The organism is Synechocystis sp. LEGE 06083 (genome assembly GCF_015207725.1).
Taxonomy (GTDB): domain Bacteria; phylum Cyanobacteriota; class Cyanobacteriia; order Cyanobacteriales; family Microcystaceae; genus Synechocystis; species Synechocystis salina.
Window position 1 is genome coordinate 1 of sequence record NZ_JADEWJ010000068.1, and the last position, 15,487, is coordinate 15,487.

13 protein-coding genes and 1 pseudogene are annotated in these 15,487 nt (G+C 48.9%); 10 read left to right on the top strand and 4 right to left on the bottom strand.

Going from position 1 to position 15,487, the window contains the following annotated elements:
• A pseudogene (locus tag IQ219_RS07270) lies at positions 1 to 1,578 on the top strand (RNA helicase); the annotation flags it as partial.
• Between the two features lie 106 nt (positions 1,579 to 1,684).
• Here IQ219_RS07270 and IQ219_RS07275 read toward each other — a convergent pair.
• Both IQ219_RS07275 and IQ219_RS07280 read right to left on the bottom strand, forming a co-directional pair.
• The gene (locus tag IQ219_RS07275) at positions 1,685 to 2,020 is read right to left on the bottom strand and encodes a hypothetical protein (protein WP_194072187.1); all 336 of its coding nucleotides are present in this window, start codon (positions 2,018 to 2,020) and stop codon (positions 1,685 to 1,687) included.
• 37 nt (positions 2,021 to 2,057) lie between these two features.
• Positions 2,058 to 3,359 (bottom strand): GIY-YIG nuclease family protein, encoded by a 1,302-nt coding sequence (locus tag IQ219_RS07280; protein ID WP_228016781.1) that lies wholly within the window; start codon positions 3,357 to 3,359, stop codon positions 2,058 to 2,060.
• 206 nt (positions 3,360 to 3,565) lie between these two features.
• On the opposite strand from IQ219_RS07280, the gene ilvD reads away from it, so the two are divergent.
• Positions 3,566 to 5,251, top strand: a complete 1,686-nt coding sequence (gene ilvD / locus IQ219_RS07285) for a dihydroxy-acid dehydratase (RefSeq protein WP_194072189.1) — start codon at positions 3,566 to 3,568, stop codon at positions 5,249 to 5,251.
• 186 nt (positions 5,252 to 5,437) lie between these two features.
• Positions 5,438 to 7,855 (top strand): phosphoketolase, encoded by a 2,418-nt coding sequence (locus tag IQ219_RS07290; protein WP_194072190.1) that lies wholly within the window; start codon positions 5,438 to 5,440, stop codon positions 7,853 to 7,855.
• A 212-nt stretch (positions 7,856 to 8,067) separates the two neighbouring features.
• Here IQ219_RS07290 and IQ219_RS07295 read toward each other — a convergent pair whose 3' ends face one another.
• Both IQ219_RS07295 and IQ219_RS07300 read right to left on the bottom strand, forming a co-directional pair.
• Positions 8,068 to 8,325, bottom strand: a complete 258-nt coding sequence (locus IQ219_RS07295; RefSeq protein WP_347338286.1) for a hypothetical protein — start codon at positions 8,323 to 8,325, stop codon at positions 8,068 to 8,070.
• 77 nt (positions 8,326 to 8,402) lie between these two features.
• A complete protein-coding gene (locus tag IQ219_RS07300; RefSeq protein WP_190599532.1) occupies positions 8,403 to 8,858 on the bottom strand; it encodes an SRPBCC family protein in 456 nt (151 codons plus the stop codon).
• Between the two features lie 192 nt (positions 8,859 to 9,050).
• On the opposite strand from IQ219_RS07300, the gene IQ219_RS07305 reads away from it, so the two are divergent.
• The 7 genes from IQ219_RS07305 (at position 9,051) to IQ219_RS07335 (ending at position 15,423) form a co-directional block, all read left to right on the top strand.
• Positions 9,051 to 11,735, top strand: coding sequence for an efflux RND transporter permease subunit (locus IQ219_RS07305; RefSeq protein WP_194072192.1), 2,685 nt, complete (start codon positions 9,051 to 9,053; stop codon positions 11,733 to 11,735).
• A 139-nt stretch (positions 11,736 to 11,874) separates the two neighbouring features.
• Positions 11,875 to 12,300 carry a phasin family protein gene (locus IQ219_RS07310; RefSeq protein WP_194072193.1) on the top strand — a complete coding sequence of 142 codons (426 nt, stop codon included), beginning with the start codon at positions 11,875 to 11,877 and terminating at the stop codon, positions 12,298 to 12,300.
• Positions 12,301 to 12,364: 64 nt separating this feature from the next.
• Positions 12,365 to 12,847 (top strand): hypothetical protein, encoded by a 483-nt coding sequence (locus IQ219_RS07315; RefSeq protein ID WP_194072194.1) that lies wholly within the window; start codon positions 12,365 to 12,367, stop codon positions 12,845 to 12,847.
• A 110-nt stretch (positions 12,848 to 12,957) separates the two neighbouring features.
• Positions 12,958 to 13,848, top strand: coding sequence for a tRNA pseudouridine(55) synthase TruB (truB, locus tag IQ219_RS07320; RefSeq protein ID WP_194072195.1), 891 nt, complete (start codon positions 12,958 to 12,960; stop codon positions 13,846 to 13,848).
• 111 nt (positions 13,849 to 13,959) lie between these two features.
• Positions 13,960 to 14,595: an HAD family hydrolase gene (locus tag IQ219_RS07325; protein ID WP_194072196.1), complete on the top strand. Its 636-nt coding sequence runs from the start codon at positions 13,960 to 13,962 to the stop codon at positions 14,593 to 14,595.
• A gap of 133 nt (positions 14,596 to 14,728) precedes the next feature.
• Positions 14,729 to 14,917, top strand: coding sequence for a hypothetical protein (locus IQ219_RS07330; protein WP_190599538.1), 189 nt, complete (start codon positions 14,729 to 14,731; stop codon positions 14,915 to 14,917).
• The gene (locus tag IQ219_RS07335; protein WP_194072197.1) at positions 14,914 to 15,423 is read left to right on the top strand and encodes a hypothetical protein; all 510 of its coding nucleotides are present in this window, start codon (positions 14,914 to 14,916) and stop codon (positions 15,421 to 15,423) included. Before IQ219_RS07330 ends, IQ219_RS07335 begins: the two co-directional genes overlap by 4 nt.
• Positions 15,424 to 15,487: the final 64 nt, after the last annotated feature.

A 15,487-nucleotide genomic window follows, 5' to 3' on the forward strand; every position in this document is an offset into this window, starting at 1 on the left:
GGGATGGATATTGAAGGCCATGTGATTACGGTGCAAACTCCCTTTGAAGGGGCGAAAGAGGCATCTTACTTGGCCCTAGCGGAGGCGGAACCATTAAAAAGTTGGTTTACCCCTTCCTATGGCATGGTGCTGAATCTGTTGCAAAAACATGATTTGGAAGAAGTAAAAAGTCTGCTGGAGCGGAGCTTTGCGGAATACTTGGCCCAGTTTGCCCTGGAACCCACCAAGGTGGCGATCGCCGAAACGGTGAAAAAATTATCCCAATTGGATATTAAGTTGGCGGGTATTGGGGAAAAGGATCTACGCAGTTACGAAAAATTCCGGGGGCGATTGCGGGAAGAACAAAGATTACTAAAAATCCTAGAGCAACAGGCAGAAAAAGAACGGAAGCAACAGTTAAAGGATCAACTTAAAACCCTGACACCGGGTCAACTTTTATATCTCAAAGGTCGCCACGTCAAAACCCATCAACCTCGTTTAGCGGTCATTGTTGCTCCCCTGGCCCCGGCCCATAATCTGCCCCAATGGTGTTGCCTAGCCAGTGATAACCGTTGGTACCACGTCACTGTGGGGGATATTTACGCAGTGCCCATGGGTAATCTGTCCCCAGCCCAATGGCAGAATTTGACTCCACCCCCGGCAGAATTGTTGGCTCCGGGTAAACCAGTGAAAGGCGATGAGGAGACATTGGCGATCGCCGAGGGATTGGATCCCCAAGCCTATCCCCTAGCCCCGAGCCCAGAATTGGTGGAGCAACAGGCCAGGGTAGACCATGTGGAAACACTGTTGGCAGTGCATCCCCTGGCTAACCAAAAACATCCCGGCAAACTTTTGGAGCAGTTCCACCAACGGCAAGAATTGCGTAAAACCCTGAGCAAACGACAACAGGAATATGACCGTTTGCAATCTCGTCAGTCCTACTATTGGCAAGAATTCCTGGACTTGATCGACATTTTGCAGGAAATGGAAGCCCTGGAGGAATACACCCCCACACTTTTGGGGGAAGTAGCCGCCACCCTGCGGGGGGAAAATGAGTTGTGGCTGGGTTTAGCCCTCATTTCCGGTAAGTTTAACGATTTGGAGCCGGAACAATTGGCCGCCGCTGCCAGTGCTCTGATTACGGAAACTCCCCGTTCCGATGCTTGGACTGACTTCAAACCTTCCCCTGCGGTGTTGGCCGCCCTCCGTCCCAGTGATGATTTATTTGGTCTGTTGTTTTGTCTTAAACATCCCCAACCCTCCCTTGCTCTCTGGCAGGCCATGACGGTGGCGGATCATTTGCAACGGCTTAACCTCTGGGATCTGCGACGCAAATTGATCAAAGCTCAAAATCAGCGGGCGATCGCCATTCCCCTCTGGTTGGAAGTGGATTTTATGGGTTTGGTGGAACAGTGGGCTTTGGGCATGGAGTGGGAAAATCTCTGTCGTCAGACCAGCTTAGATGAGGGGGATTTAGTCCGGCTTTTTCGACGCACCGTCGATTTACTCTGGCAAATTCCCCAGGTGCCCCACCTTTCCCCCCGACTAAAACGGAATGCTCGCATTGCGGTGCAACAAATGAAGCGTTTTCCCCTTTGATTGGCGATCAGGAGAATTTTGTTGAAAATGCCGAGAATACATTGATTACTTGGCAGGTCAATACTGGGCGGCCATGGCTTTCGACTTCTCCCACAAGACCTAGTTTCTACAGGCGGCCTTGGGTAGCCAATTTATAGCCAACGGCCATGGAAGCAAAGGAAAGCAGAAATTGCCACAGACTAGTGGGGTTGAGAATGGCTCGACTGCTAAAAAACACCAGCACCACGCCGATGATAATCGGTATCCAGCCCCAGGATTTTTCCCTAGCGGGCAAAAAGACTAACATCATCACCCCGGCAATGAGGGCCAAAATTGAGCCATCGGCAGCAATGCCCCGCCAAAAGTAGGGATAAACGTTGGTGGTGAAAATAATGTTGTTACCAAGAAAGTAAATTCCAGTGCCAATGAGAACTATGCCGATCAGTCTTGCTAGGAGAGCCATGGTGGTGTTGTGGTAATTGATTGATTTACAATGGGCATTAAACTTTTGGTTTTAGCTTGATATTTAGTTTAGGGATAAAGCTTTTGATCAAAACTGATTCTATTTCCTGCAAATAATGTCTGGGCAGTGAAGTTATGAAAGCAATTTTGCCATCTTCTATTAAATCAAAATCAGATTGTCTGTGATGAGAATACCAACGCTTTTGAAGGTTGATTGACATTCCAATATATTGAATTGCATCATCTTTGTTTAGGACAAAATAAATTCCAGGCTGTTCGGGTAACTCATCTCTTTCTTCAACTGATACTGCTGACAATTCCGCAGGATTAATTTGACTTAGTTCTACAAGCTTTCCATCGTAAATAAATTTTGAAATATATTCAATAAAGGAAAGGAATAAAAAATCAGAGCTATTCCAGGAATCTAATTCTTCAGGTAGTTCTGAATGTGAAGGATCAAATTCTTTACCATCGAGGACACACATAAAGGAAGCGACTATGTTTTCCCATTCATAAACATATTTTTTAGATTTATAGCGATTCTGCCATTTATCTAGCCAATCTTGTGCGTCATTCCAGGCTTCTGGGTAATACCATTCTTGCCATAATTGTTTTAATTTAGTTGCAGTTAGAGGTTTAGGTGGATCACAATATTGTTGATCATAGAGATTTTTCCATGCTTTTCTGAAAATTGAATATATTTCACTTGGCAATTCTGGAACTTCAAATTTTTCTTGCTTATAGTTGGTGATTTCTGGATCAATATCAATACACTTGGCGATTTCGATTGATTGCTTGTTTTGATTCATCACCATTTCTGTAGATCCAGGTTCTAATAGAGGAATAACAATATCTTTTTCTAAAAATTCTCCATCAATTATTTCGTCAATTACTTCTAGCTTTTTAGGTATATTAAGTTGGAGATTAAATTTTAAACCCAAAGTACCAGATATCCATTCTCTACCGGGAAATAGCAAATCAACTTGATGAGTTTCATCTAAAAGCAGTTTAAAATTACCCTTAAGTGAATTTAAGTAAACATTTCGTGTCTCGGAGACTATTTCTTCATAAAATTGTGACAAAACTTTAACCTGATTGACTGATGTTCCTTTGGTATGTAGATAAGGCTTGATAACCACACTACTATGCTCATTCAAGGGATCCAAATCTTCTGTTATCCATTCTTTAATATCTTCAATGTTCAGGGAGGACGCTCCCTTATTTTCTCGCCGTAAAAGTTCTATCTCTATTGCTTTTCGGCAAATATCAGACCAATTTGCGTCTACTTTTGCCATTCGACTTTTTAAATCATCGGTCACATAAACATTGAGTGCAGGCATGGTTAAACCATAAGTAGAAGTATAAAGAAAATTATACGCATATTTTCTGGGTGCGACAACCAAAACTATGCGCACATGCAATTATTCTTCACAAAACCTAGGTTCTATCCCCCAAAGTTGACTTTTTGTGGCCAGGCTTGAGCAAAGGGTAATAAACCATCGACAATGGATGGAAGCATAGATTCGCTACGAGACAGGAGAGAACAATGTCCAACAATCCCAGAAGCCAGGTAATTACCCAGGGAACCCAACGCAGTCCCAACCGGGCCATGCTCCGGGCCGTTGGTTTTGGCGATGATGACTTTACTAAACCCATTGTGGGCATTGCCAACGGGTACAGCACCATTACCCCCTGCAATATGGGCATCAATGATCTGGCTCTACGGGCCGAGGCCGGCTTACGCACCGCAGGAGCCATGCCCCAATTGTTTGGCACCATCACCATTAGTGACGGTATTTCCATGGGTACGGAGGGGATGAAATATTCCCTAGTTTCCCGGGAAGTGATTGCCGATTCCATCGAAACGGTGTGCAATGGCCAACGTATGGATGGGGTGCTGGCGATCGGAGGCTGTGATAAGAATATGCCGGGGGCAATGATTGCCATGGCTCGCCTCAATATTCCCTCCATCTTTGTCTATGGCGGCACCATCAAACCGGGGCATTATGCCGGGGAAGATTTGACTATTGTCAGTGCCTTTGAAGCGGTGGGACAGTACAGCGCCGGCAAAATTGATGAGGATACTCTCTATGGCATCGAACGGAATGCTTGTCCTGGAGCCGGTTCCTGTGGGGGGATGTACACCGCCAATACCATGTCCTCCGCCTTTGAAGCCATGGGGATGAGCTTGCCCTATTCTTCCACCATGGCTGCAGTGGACGGAGAAAAAGCCGACAGCACCGAGGCGTCCGCCAAGGTTTTGGTGGAAGCAATTAAAAAACAAATTCTGCCTAGTCAAATTCTCACCCGGAAAGCTTTTGAAAATGCCATTGCGGTGATTATGGCTGTGGGCGGTTCCACCAATGCAGTGCTCCATCTGCTGGCGATCGCCAAGACCATTGGAGTGCCTTTGAGCTTGGACGACTTTGAAACCATTCGTCATAAAGTGCCTGTACTGTGTGACCTAAAACCCTCCGGTAAATACGTCACCACCAATCTCCATGATGCCGGTGGCATTCCCCAGGTGATGAAAATGTTATTGGTCAACGGCATTCTCCACGGTGATGCCCTCACTATTAGCGGCCAAACCATTGCTGAAGTCTTAGCCGATATTCCCGACCACCCCCCTGCCGACCAGGACGTAATCCATTCCTGGGACAATCCCGTTTATCAAGAGGGTCACTTGGCGGTGCTCAAAGGTAACTTGGCCACCGAAGGCAGTGTGGCTAAAATCAGCGGTATCAAAAAGGCTGTGATGACTGGCCCCGCGAAGGTATTTGAATCGGAAGAAGATTGCCTGGAAGCTATTTTGGCCGGCAAAATTCAAGCGGGAGATGTGGTAGTAGTACGCTACGAAGGGCCCAAAGGTGGCCCTGGTATGCGGGAAATGCTGGCCCCCACTTCCGCCATCATTGGCGCTGGGTTGGGAGACTCCGTTGGCCTAATCACCGATGGCCGCTTTTCTGGCGGCACCTACGGTTTAGTAGTGGGTCACGTTGCCCCCGAAGCCTACGTGGGAGGGGCGATCGCCTTAGTGCAAGAAGGCGATCAAATCACCATTGATGCCCAACAAAGGTTACTGCAACTCAACATCAGCGAAGAGGAATTAGCCCAACGTCGAGGCCAGTGGACCCCGCCCCAACCCCGTTACCGCACTGGTATTTTGGGTAAATACGCCAAGCTCGTTGCTTCCAGCAGTGTGGGGGCTGTGACGGATATGGACTTGTTCTAAAACTCGCCCATAGATCAGGGGCTAAGGGACTAGGAGCATCCGGCAGACCCGGGGACACCTCCAAAGAGCAATAGAGCTGGGGAATCTATGCAGTGGAGCTGGGGCAGTGTCCTTCCCTGGGTTAACGCCAAAATAACTTGGGGGTTCTACTCTGGTAGGGGAATGTACAAATCCGGGAGTTTTTCCATGGTCACATCCCCCTTTTCCCTTAGTCCCTTTGGTCAGGCTCGCTCCACCGTAAGTGGCAGTCCCCTTGAGGCGACAGAACTGAACCAACTGCACGGTTTTTGGCGGGCAGCCAACTACTTGGCGGTGGGCATGATTTATCTACGGGATAATCCCCTGCTGCGGGAACCCCTCCAACCAGAACAGATCAAACATCGCCTGTTGGGCCACTGGGGATCTAGTCCCGGTATTAGTTTTTTGTACACCCACCTCAATCGCATTATTAGGAAATTTGACCAGGATCTGCTCTACATGGTGGGGCCTGGCCACGGTGCACCAGGCTTTTTGGGCCCCTGCTACCTAGAGGGGAGTTATTCCCGCTTTTTTGCCGAGTGTAGTGAAGATGAAGCCGGCATGAAGTGTTTTTTCAAGCAGTTTTCCTTTCCCGGTGGCATTGGCAGTCACTGCACCCCCGAAACCCCGGGATCGATCCATGAAGGGGGAGAATTAGGCTACTGTCTATCCCATGCCTACGGTGCCGCCTTTGATAATCCCAATCTAATTGTGGTGGGTTTAGCGGGGGATGGGGAATCAGAAACGGGGCCCCTGGCCACCTCCTGGCATAGCAATAAATTCATTAATCCGGTTCGGGACGGAGCGGTACTGCCTGTGCTCCATCTCAACGGCTACAAGATTAATAACCCAAGCGTTTTATCCCGCATTAGCCATGAAGAATTAAAGGCCTTGTTTGAAGGTTATGGCTATACTCCCTATTTTGTTGAAGGTTCCGATCCTGAATCCATGCACCAAGCCATGGCCGCTACATTGGATCATTGCGTGGCCGAAATTCACCAAATTCAAACTGAGGCCCGTAGTAGTGGCATTGGTACTCGTCCCCGCTGGCCCATGATTGTGATGCGTACCCCCAAGGGTTGGACTGGCCCCGACTACGTTGATGGCCATAAAATGGAAGGTTTTTGGCGATCGCACCAAGTTCCCATGGGAGGCATGCACGAGAATCCGGCCCATCTGCAACAGTTGGAAACTTGGCTACGGAGTTATAAACCGGAAGAATTGTTCGACGACTACGGTACTTTAAGGCCCGAATTTAAGGCGATCTCCCCGGAGGGGGAGAAACGTCTAGGGTCCACTCCCTACGCGAATGGTGGTTTGTTACGGCGGGGTCTGAAAATGCCCGACTTTCGTCAATACGGCATCGATGTGGAGAAGCCAGGCACTATTGAAGCCCCTAACACTGCTCCCCTGGGAGTTTTTCTGCGGGATGTGATGGCCAACAACATGACCAATTTCCGCCTCTTTGGCCCGGACGAAAATAGTTCTAATAAACTCCATGCGGTCTACGAAGTTAGCAAAAAATTCTGGATTGCTGAATATTTGGAAGAAGACCAAGACGGGGGGGAACTCAGTCCCGACGGTCGGGTGATGGAAATGTTGAGCGAGCACACCTTGGAAGGCTGGCTAGAAGCCTATCTTTTAACCGGCCGCCATGGCTTTTTCGCCACCTATGAATCCTTTGCCCATGTGATCACCTCCATGGTCAACCAACACGCCAAATGGTTGGATATTTGTCGACACCTCAACTGGCGGGCGGATATTTCTTCCCTAAATATTCTGATGACGTCCACTGTGTGGCGACAAGACCATAACGGCTTTACCCACCAAGATCCAGGCTTTTTAGATGTCATTCTCAACAAAAGCCCCGACGTAGTGCGGATTTATTTGCCCCCCGATGTCAATTCCCTGCTTTCCGTTGCAGACCATTGTTTACAGAGCAAAAACTACATCAACATCATTGTTTGTGATAAGCAAGCCCACCTGCAATATCAAGATATGACTGCGGCCATTCGTAACTGCACCAAAGGAGTAGACATTTGGGAATGGGCCAGTAATGATGCCGGTACGGAGCCGGATGTGGTGATGGCGGCGGCGGGGGATATTCCCACTAAGGAAGCCCTGGCGGCCACGGCCATGCTCCGGCAATTTTTCCCCGATCTAAGAATTCGTTTTGTCAGTGTGATTGACTTGCTCAAGCTGCAACCGGAATCTGAACATCCCCATGGCCTGAGCGATCGAGATTTTGACTCCCTCTTTACCACCAATAAACCGATTATTTTTAACTTCCACGCCTATCCCTGGTTAATTCATCGGTTGACCTATCGCCGCACTAACCATGGCAACCTCCATGTGCGGGGCTACAAAGAAAAGGGCAACATCAACACCCCCATGGATTTAGCGATTCAAAATCAAATTGACCGTTTCAGCTTGGCCATTGACGTTATTGATCGCCTGCCCCAACTGCGGGTGGCTGGAGCCCACATCAAGGAGATGCTCAAGGATATGCAGATTGATTGCACCAATTACGCCTACGAACACGGTATGGATATGCCGGAAATTGTTAATTGGCGCTGGCCTCTCTAGATTTCAACTAAGAGCATTGACGCCGTTCTCGTTTGCCCTCTAAATTGATCGCAATTCTGGGGGACCGTTCCCCAGTTTGCCCCCAACTTAGATAGCCAGGGGGCTTTTTAAATGGCTTCCAAGAATTTGCCCAGGCTCCTAGGCACGCCGCTGGTTCAGCAAAATCTTGGCAGTTGGCAAAAGCTAGGGCAACGTTGAATAGACCTTGCCAATCAAAGATCGGTAAAAGTTTCCCCTGCCAGTAAACCAGCATTAATTTTGTTGGTGACTAGTTCCCGGTACATGGCTAGTTGCTGGGATAATAACTCGTACCGGGGCTTGGAATGTAGTACCCGAGCCCTAATGTTGGATTCCTCTTCCTTGGTGACCACACCGTTGGCCACCGCCTGTTCTATTAGGGTACGTAAGTAGGCTAATTCTTGGGCTTCTTCCGTAGTCAATTGTTGGGGACTAGGGCCTTCCACTTTCACTGCCAACCTCCTGCTTATTGCCATTAGCTCTTTTTTCCAGCTTAGCCCAGGATTTTAGTAGGGAAACTGCCCGTTAATTAACTATGTAGGCCACTGTTGATATATTCCCTTTCCGCCACCTGTTTTAACCGTCGCAGTTGGGCTTGCATATCTGCACTGGTCCAGCGGGCCGCAAACATTTGAAAGCCCCATTGCACAATGGGATTCGGTACAGTGAACTCGAATCGGTTTAGCAAATAGGTACCTTCCTCCAGGGGGCGACATTCCCAACGGTCTTGTCCTTGGAAAAATCCTTTAAACTGCCACACCACTAGCCCTGGCGATCGCTCCACCACTACACTTTTCAAGCTGGGCTTGAGTAGGGGAATTTGGATGGTAAAACGACTCCGGCCGCCGATCGCCGTGGACCATTGACCGATGGGTTCACAACGGAGGGCCGGGTTGAGCCAGAGTTGCATTAGCTCCAAATCAGTGAAACACCGTTCTACCACTGTGGCACTGGCGTTAATTTCAATGCCTTGCTCAAAAATCACGAAAGTTTACGAAAAAGCTGGTTCAAAAGGGGGGCTAGTTTACCTTTTGGGGATAGTAACAGATTTCCAGGGGTCTTAACTGGCCCAACCGCTAGGAGGAATTGCCCTGGGCCATGTTCTGCTAGATTAGCCGAGGTGCGGATCAATCCATTTTTAGCTAATCCCACCCCAAAGAATTTAGGAATTCCCTCGATGCAGTCCCCCCGTGCTCCCCGCTGGAATCTTTCCCATTGGGCCATTGACCATCCCCGTTTCACCATCGGTTTTTGGTTGGCGATCGCCGTAGCGGGGCTATTGGCCTTTAGCTCCCTCAAATATGCCCTGTTTCCGGAAGTGAGCTTCCCGGTGGTGATCGTCCAGAGCAGTGGTTCGGGCTTGGATTTAGCCCAAACAGAGCAGAAGTTGACCATTCCCCTGGAGGAAAAACTAATTACCATTGCCGATGCGGATGTGCAATCGTCCACCTACCCAGGGCAAACAGTGGCATCGGTGATTTTTTTAATGGGGCAATCCTTGGAACAGGCCACCACGGCGGTGGAGCAATCTTTACAGGGGGTAACTCTACCGGCGGGCAGTGAAATTACCGTTTCTCCTTATAACCTGAACGAATCGGTGGCGGTGACCTATGCTGTGGCGTCCGAGACATTATCCCTAGAGGAAATGGCAGAGCCGTTGCGGCAAGAAATAATACCCAAGCTCCAGAACATTGATGGGGTACTGCGGGTGGACTTACTAGGGGATGCTAACTTTCGATCGCCAGGGGTCAAGGCATCGGCTCAACAAACCATCAATCCCCCCACGTTGACTCGTCATAACGGCCAGGATGTGTTGGCGGTGCAGGTGGTGAAAACGGCCCAGGCCAATACCCTGGAGGTGGTAGACCGGGTGGAACAGTTGATTGCGGCGCAGTCCCCCGATTTGCCCCAGTTACAATTCATCGAAGCGGAAACCACAGCAGGTTATATCCGGGAAGCAACCCAGGCCACCATTGAAGCCCTGTTGGGGGCGATCGTCTTGGCGGTGTTGATTATTTATCCCTTTCTCCGTAGCGGCTGGGCCACTTTGATTTCGGCGATCGCCATCCCCCTTTCTTTGCTAGGCACTTTTATTGTGATGGCGGCGTTGGACTTTAACCTAGAAACCCTAACCCTGCTGGCCTTAGCTTTAATTATCGGCATTGTGGTGGACGATGCTATTGTCGATGTGGAAAATATTGCTCGGCACATTGAAGCGGGGGAACCGCCCAAGCGGGCCGCCAAAAATGGCACCGAAGAAATTGGCTTGACCGTATCTGCTACTACTTTCTCCATTGTGGTGGTGTTTTTACCCATTGCCTTGTTGGGGGGAACTTTGGGGGAATTTTTCTTGCCCTTTGCCGTCACCGTGTCCGCCGCTGTGATGGTCTCCCTGCTGGTGGCCCGCACCCTTTCCCCAGTGTTGACAGTGCTATGGCTACGGCCCCGAGCTCCCCGGCCCCAGTCTTGGTTCAGTTGGGGTTTGGATCTCCTCGGCGATCGTTACCAACAGGTTTTAGCTTGGTCTTTGGGACACCGTTGGTGGATTGTAGCCTTGGCCTTAGCCAGTTTGATGGGGGGCTTGGCCATTATTCCCCTCATTCCCCAGGGTTTTATTCCCACCCTCGACCGGGGCGAATTTAACGTCATTTTCCAGTCTGCTCCCCCCAAAATTGCTGGGGCCTTGTCTGCTCCCCCCAGTGAAAATAACAGCAGTAACAGTAATGAAGGAGGCACGGGCGGAGCCTTTGGCTGGATTGATCAACTAGCCACTAATCCTGAGGCGGTGCTGTTGCGACGGGGTCGGCGAGTGGCGGAAGAGTTAGAACCCCCTATTTTGGCCAATCCGACTGTGACAGAAACGTTCACTGTGGTGGGTACCCAGGGCAATCCCCTCCAGGGCAAAATCTATGTCAAGCTGGACGGCGATCGCCAGGTGACGACCCAAACGGTGCAAACGGAAGTGCGGGAAGCGTTGCCGGAAATTCCCCGGGTAACCACCAGGGTAGAAAATATCCTCTTTGTACAAACGGGGGACGATACGCCCCTCAAGTTGGCTTTACTGGGCAATGATTTAGATGTGTTGCAGACCACAGGCAAAGCCTTGCAGGAAAAGGTGATGGCTTTACCCGGTTTAACCCAAATTAGCCTCACTGGGGCGGAGCCTGACAGTACAGGAATTTTGCGTCTGCGGGGGCAACGGGCGGTCTATCTCAGTGCTTCCTTACTGCCCAACTATGCCCTGGGAGACCTCACCCAACAGGTAACGGCGATCGCCGAGGAGTTATTACCCGCCGGGGTGGAACTGAGTGTCCAGGGTGAATCGGCCCGGGTTGGATCGGTATTTCGGGAATTTGCCCTCGCCTTTTTACTTTCCTTGCTGGGGATGGCGGTCATTTTTCTGGGGCTATTCCGCCGTTTACTGGAACCAATGGTGGTGTTACTTTCCTTACCCCTATCCATTGTCGGGGCCATGGTGGGCTTGCTGGTTACCCAGAGCGAATTTGGCATGATTTCCCTGATTGGCTTAATTTTCCTTCTGGGTCTGTTGGACAAAAACGCCATTCTCCTGATTGACTATGCCAACCAACTGCGGCATCAGGGTTTATCCCGCCAGGAAGCTTTATTGCAAACGGGCCATATCCGTCTGCGGCCCATCTTGATGACCACCAGTTCTACCATTTTGGGCATGCTCCCCCTGGCGCTGGGATGGGGGGCCGGGGCGGAACTCAGACAACCCATGGCGATCGCCATCATTGGGGGTCTATTCACTTCCTCCGTACTTAGTCTGGTGGTGGTGCCGGTTTTATACAGTCTGTTGGATGATGTTTGGGGAAGGGAAGCTAAGTCGGAAAAATCCTGAGAGCCTGTTGGTAAAATCTGACTTTGCCTCTGTTTCCCTCCAAATTTGGGGGGTCAGGAGGGCTTTTTAAACACGTTCTGATTTTGCTCCCCTGGTAACATTTCCCCTCGGCTAGCCATTGGCAGATGGGAATGCCAAAATGAAGACAACGTTGTTTTCGGTAAGAATTATTATGTTGCGGGACTTAGTGCAAAAAGCAGTCTATTTAGGGGTTGGCATTGCTTCCTATGCCGCCGAAACAGCCAATAGCAATATCAAGGAATTGGGTAGCCATGCCCAGAAGTTGGTGGATACCCTGGTGGAACGGGGAGAAATGAACGCAGAAGAAGCCCGTCGCTATGTGGATGAGTTGATTCGGGAAGCCCAAGGAGAGGCGATCGCCCATGGGGAAGGGGAAAATAAACAACCCCGCCGCATTGAAATCATCACAGACGAGGAGGAAACCAACGCGGATCCCCTCGCTCAAAAAACTCCCTCCCAAACCCAAACGGAAGACGTGGAAGCTCTGCGGCGACAGGTGGCGGCCCTGCAGGCGGAATTGCAACGTTTGAACCGTCAACCCTAACCAAGGGGCACAGCGTCCACCACAAGTTGTCAACACTGCAAATAGCAAAAATAGCAAAACAGTTATGGAAGATTGGGAGAAAAACCTCTGGTGGGCGGTGGAAACCTTGACCACAGCGGTGGAGACTTGGGTGGAAGACGTGGAGAATGCCCTGGGGGAAGTGGCCGAAACCCTGGAAGAAGAGTTAGGGCCGGAATTGCAATGGTTCTGGCAAGAATGGTCCACTTTCTGGGAAGAATTGTCAGATTTTGGCGGGGACTTAACTGACCTGGGGGAATTTGGCGATCGCCAGGGCCGGGAAGGGCGGAACAATCGAACAGATGATCGAGGTCGAGGCTATTCGTCCATGGTGCCCTGGTCTTCCCTGGACGGGGACTTGGGTCTTAATCCCCATCTACCGGCCAACGCCAATCATCAACCTGCTTGCCAGGGCTGTCAGCACTACCACGGTTATGTGTACAACGGGCAACTACTGGTGTGTGCCATGCATCCCTACGGCTGGGAAACGGAACAATGCCCCGATTGGCAAGGCCCCAATCCCAATTAATTGTTTTTGCTAATATCCAATAACTATTTCAACGGCCAGGGCAGGCGATCGCCTAAGAGAACTGCTAAGGTTTTTGTTGGCCGCTCCTTGACTCCAGCAATTTTTCCCCTATGTTTGGTTTCCTCAATCTCCATAAACCGCTGCAACTCACTTCCCATGATTGTGTGGCCAAAGTGCGCCGTCTATTAAGGCAAAAACGGGTGGGGCACGGAGGAACCCTAGATCCTTTAGCGGAGGGCGTATTGCCGATGGCGGTGGGGCCGGCTACCCGTCTACTGCCCTATCTCCCAGGAGAAAAGCAATATCAAGCCATTATTCGTTTTGGGGTGCGTACCGACAGTGATGACCTGGCTGGAGAAGTGCTGGAAAGTCGAATTGTTGCGGATTTAACCTTAGCCGCCGTTGAGCAGCTTTTACCAGATTTTTTGGGAGAAATTGAGCAAATACCGCCCCAATACAGTGCTATTCAGGTTAATGGTAAGCGGTTATATGAATTGGCTAGGGCCGGCATTACCCAAGCAGTGCCCAGTCGCAGGGTGACCATTGATGACTTGAAAGTGCTCGGTTGGCGATCGGGGGAGCAGCCGGAATTGGATTTACAAATTACCTGTGGGGAAGGAACTTATATTCGGGCTTTAGCCAGGGACCTTGGCGATCGCCTGGGAACGGGGGCAACCTTGGCGGGCTTAGTACGACAACGCAGTGGGGGCATGGCATTGGAAAACAGCGTCGGTTTAACCGCTTTGGAAAAAATCGCTGAGGCAGGGGAGTCCATTCCCCTCATTCCTCCCGAGGAAGCGTTGGGCCATTTACCCACAGTCCGCCTAAATAGTGAGTTGGAAAAAAGGTGGTTCCATGGCCAAAGATTACTGTTGCCGGATCTTCCCGTGGGAGTGGCACTCATTGCATCGGATCTAGACCCAGTAAAATGCTTGGGCGTTGCCGTTGTAACCCCAGAAGACCATGGCACGGTATTACGGCCAAAAGTTGTGCTGAATTAAAAGTTGTTGTAAACAACCTTGGGCATCATTATTTGCCAAATAAATTTCAGTTAAAAACTTGTCAAATTTACTTTCTTAACGAATCAAATAGTTGTTAATCTAACTTTAACTATGGCTAACAAAAAAATTATTGTTTTTGACCTAGATGGAGTATTAATCGACTCCGAAGAAGCTAACTACCAAGCCTTTGCCTATGGCATTGAACAATTGGGTTTGCCTCAGCCCGATCGCCAAACAGTGGTTTCCCTCGTGGGACTGAAAGCTTCCCTGATGCTAGAAAAATTAGGTTGTCCAACAGAAGAAGTAGAACGTATTTTTAAAGATTTTGTCCAACCTTTTTACATCGAAAATCTGCCTCAACTGGCGGCTCCCATGCCCCAAGCTGGAACGGTTTTAGAAACTTTGAAACAACGGGACTACACAATTCTAGCCTGCACTTCCGGCGATCGCCGTACCCAAACAGCAGCTCTGCAAGGAGTCGGTATATGGTCAGCCATTGAAACCATGTTGGCGGCCGACGATTCCCCATTTGCTAAGCCCGATCCCCGTTACCTGCAACAATTGCTCGCTCCCTATGATTACCAAACCCTTTTGCATGTGGAAGATGCAGAAGTCGGCATTCGCATGGGGCAAGCTTGTGGAGCAGTAAGCATTTTTGCTGAGTATGGCTATGGCTCCCTACCAACGGATTTGCCAGTGGATTATCGTCTTACCCAACTGACCGATATTTTGGCGATCGCCCTTTAGAATTATCTTGACGATCAATTTCAGGATGTAAGGATGAAGCTTTAGTTGCCTCTCCACGCTCCACTGTAAAATCAGGTTAAAATTAATAAACTTAGTAAATGCACAGTTTCTACTCTTCGATATAGCCTGGTGAATGAAAGATGACATTAAACAAGTCAATGACGTTGCCAAAGAATTTAATATGACCAAAGTTCAACGTAAAGAATTTGGACGGTTTTTAGAGAGACAAAAAGAACTCAATTTGGGCGGGACAAAAAATAAAAGAGGCGACTTTACCTATCAAGAACTACAACAACAAGCGAAACAATTTTTAAAATCATGAATCCATTGAATTTTTTGTCAACAGCCAAACCCCAAACAAAAATCACAAAAGATTGTTTTTATAGTCTAATCCAGCCTATTTATGGTCAAACTTGTTGGCAGATTCGTTTAGGATATGGACAAGAACTATGTTTAGAAATTGGCAAGAAAATTCCTTATCATTCTCCGGCTCTGAGCGGTGAATTTAAAGGGGAATGGCAACTTGGCACCAGAGCTTCGGACTGGGCAATTTACAGAAAAAAATATCCTGCTACTACAAATTCTGATTCATTGATAAAATCATCTGATCATGAAAAATCAATCAAACAGAAAATCACCAAAATAAGTGGACAAAAAATCCATAAAATAGAAATTGTTGACTTTTTATATTTGTTCGATTTTGGATTGTACAATTTGATGATTCCCGATCAGAAAACCGCAGATGACTTGCCACTGTGGGAACTATTTATGCCAAATAACCAAATCTTGGAGGTATATCCCAACTTTGAATTTCAACTCCATTCCTAGGATGAAATTGCCTGAGAGCAATCTGTTCTAGTTACCCAATCCATCTGCTATCTTTGTAAAGAAA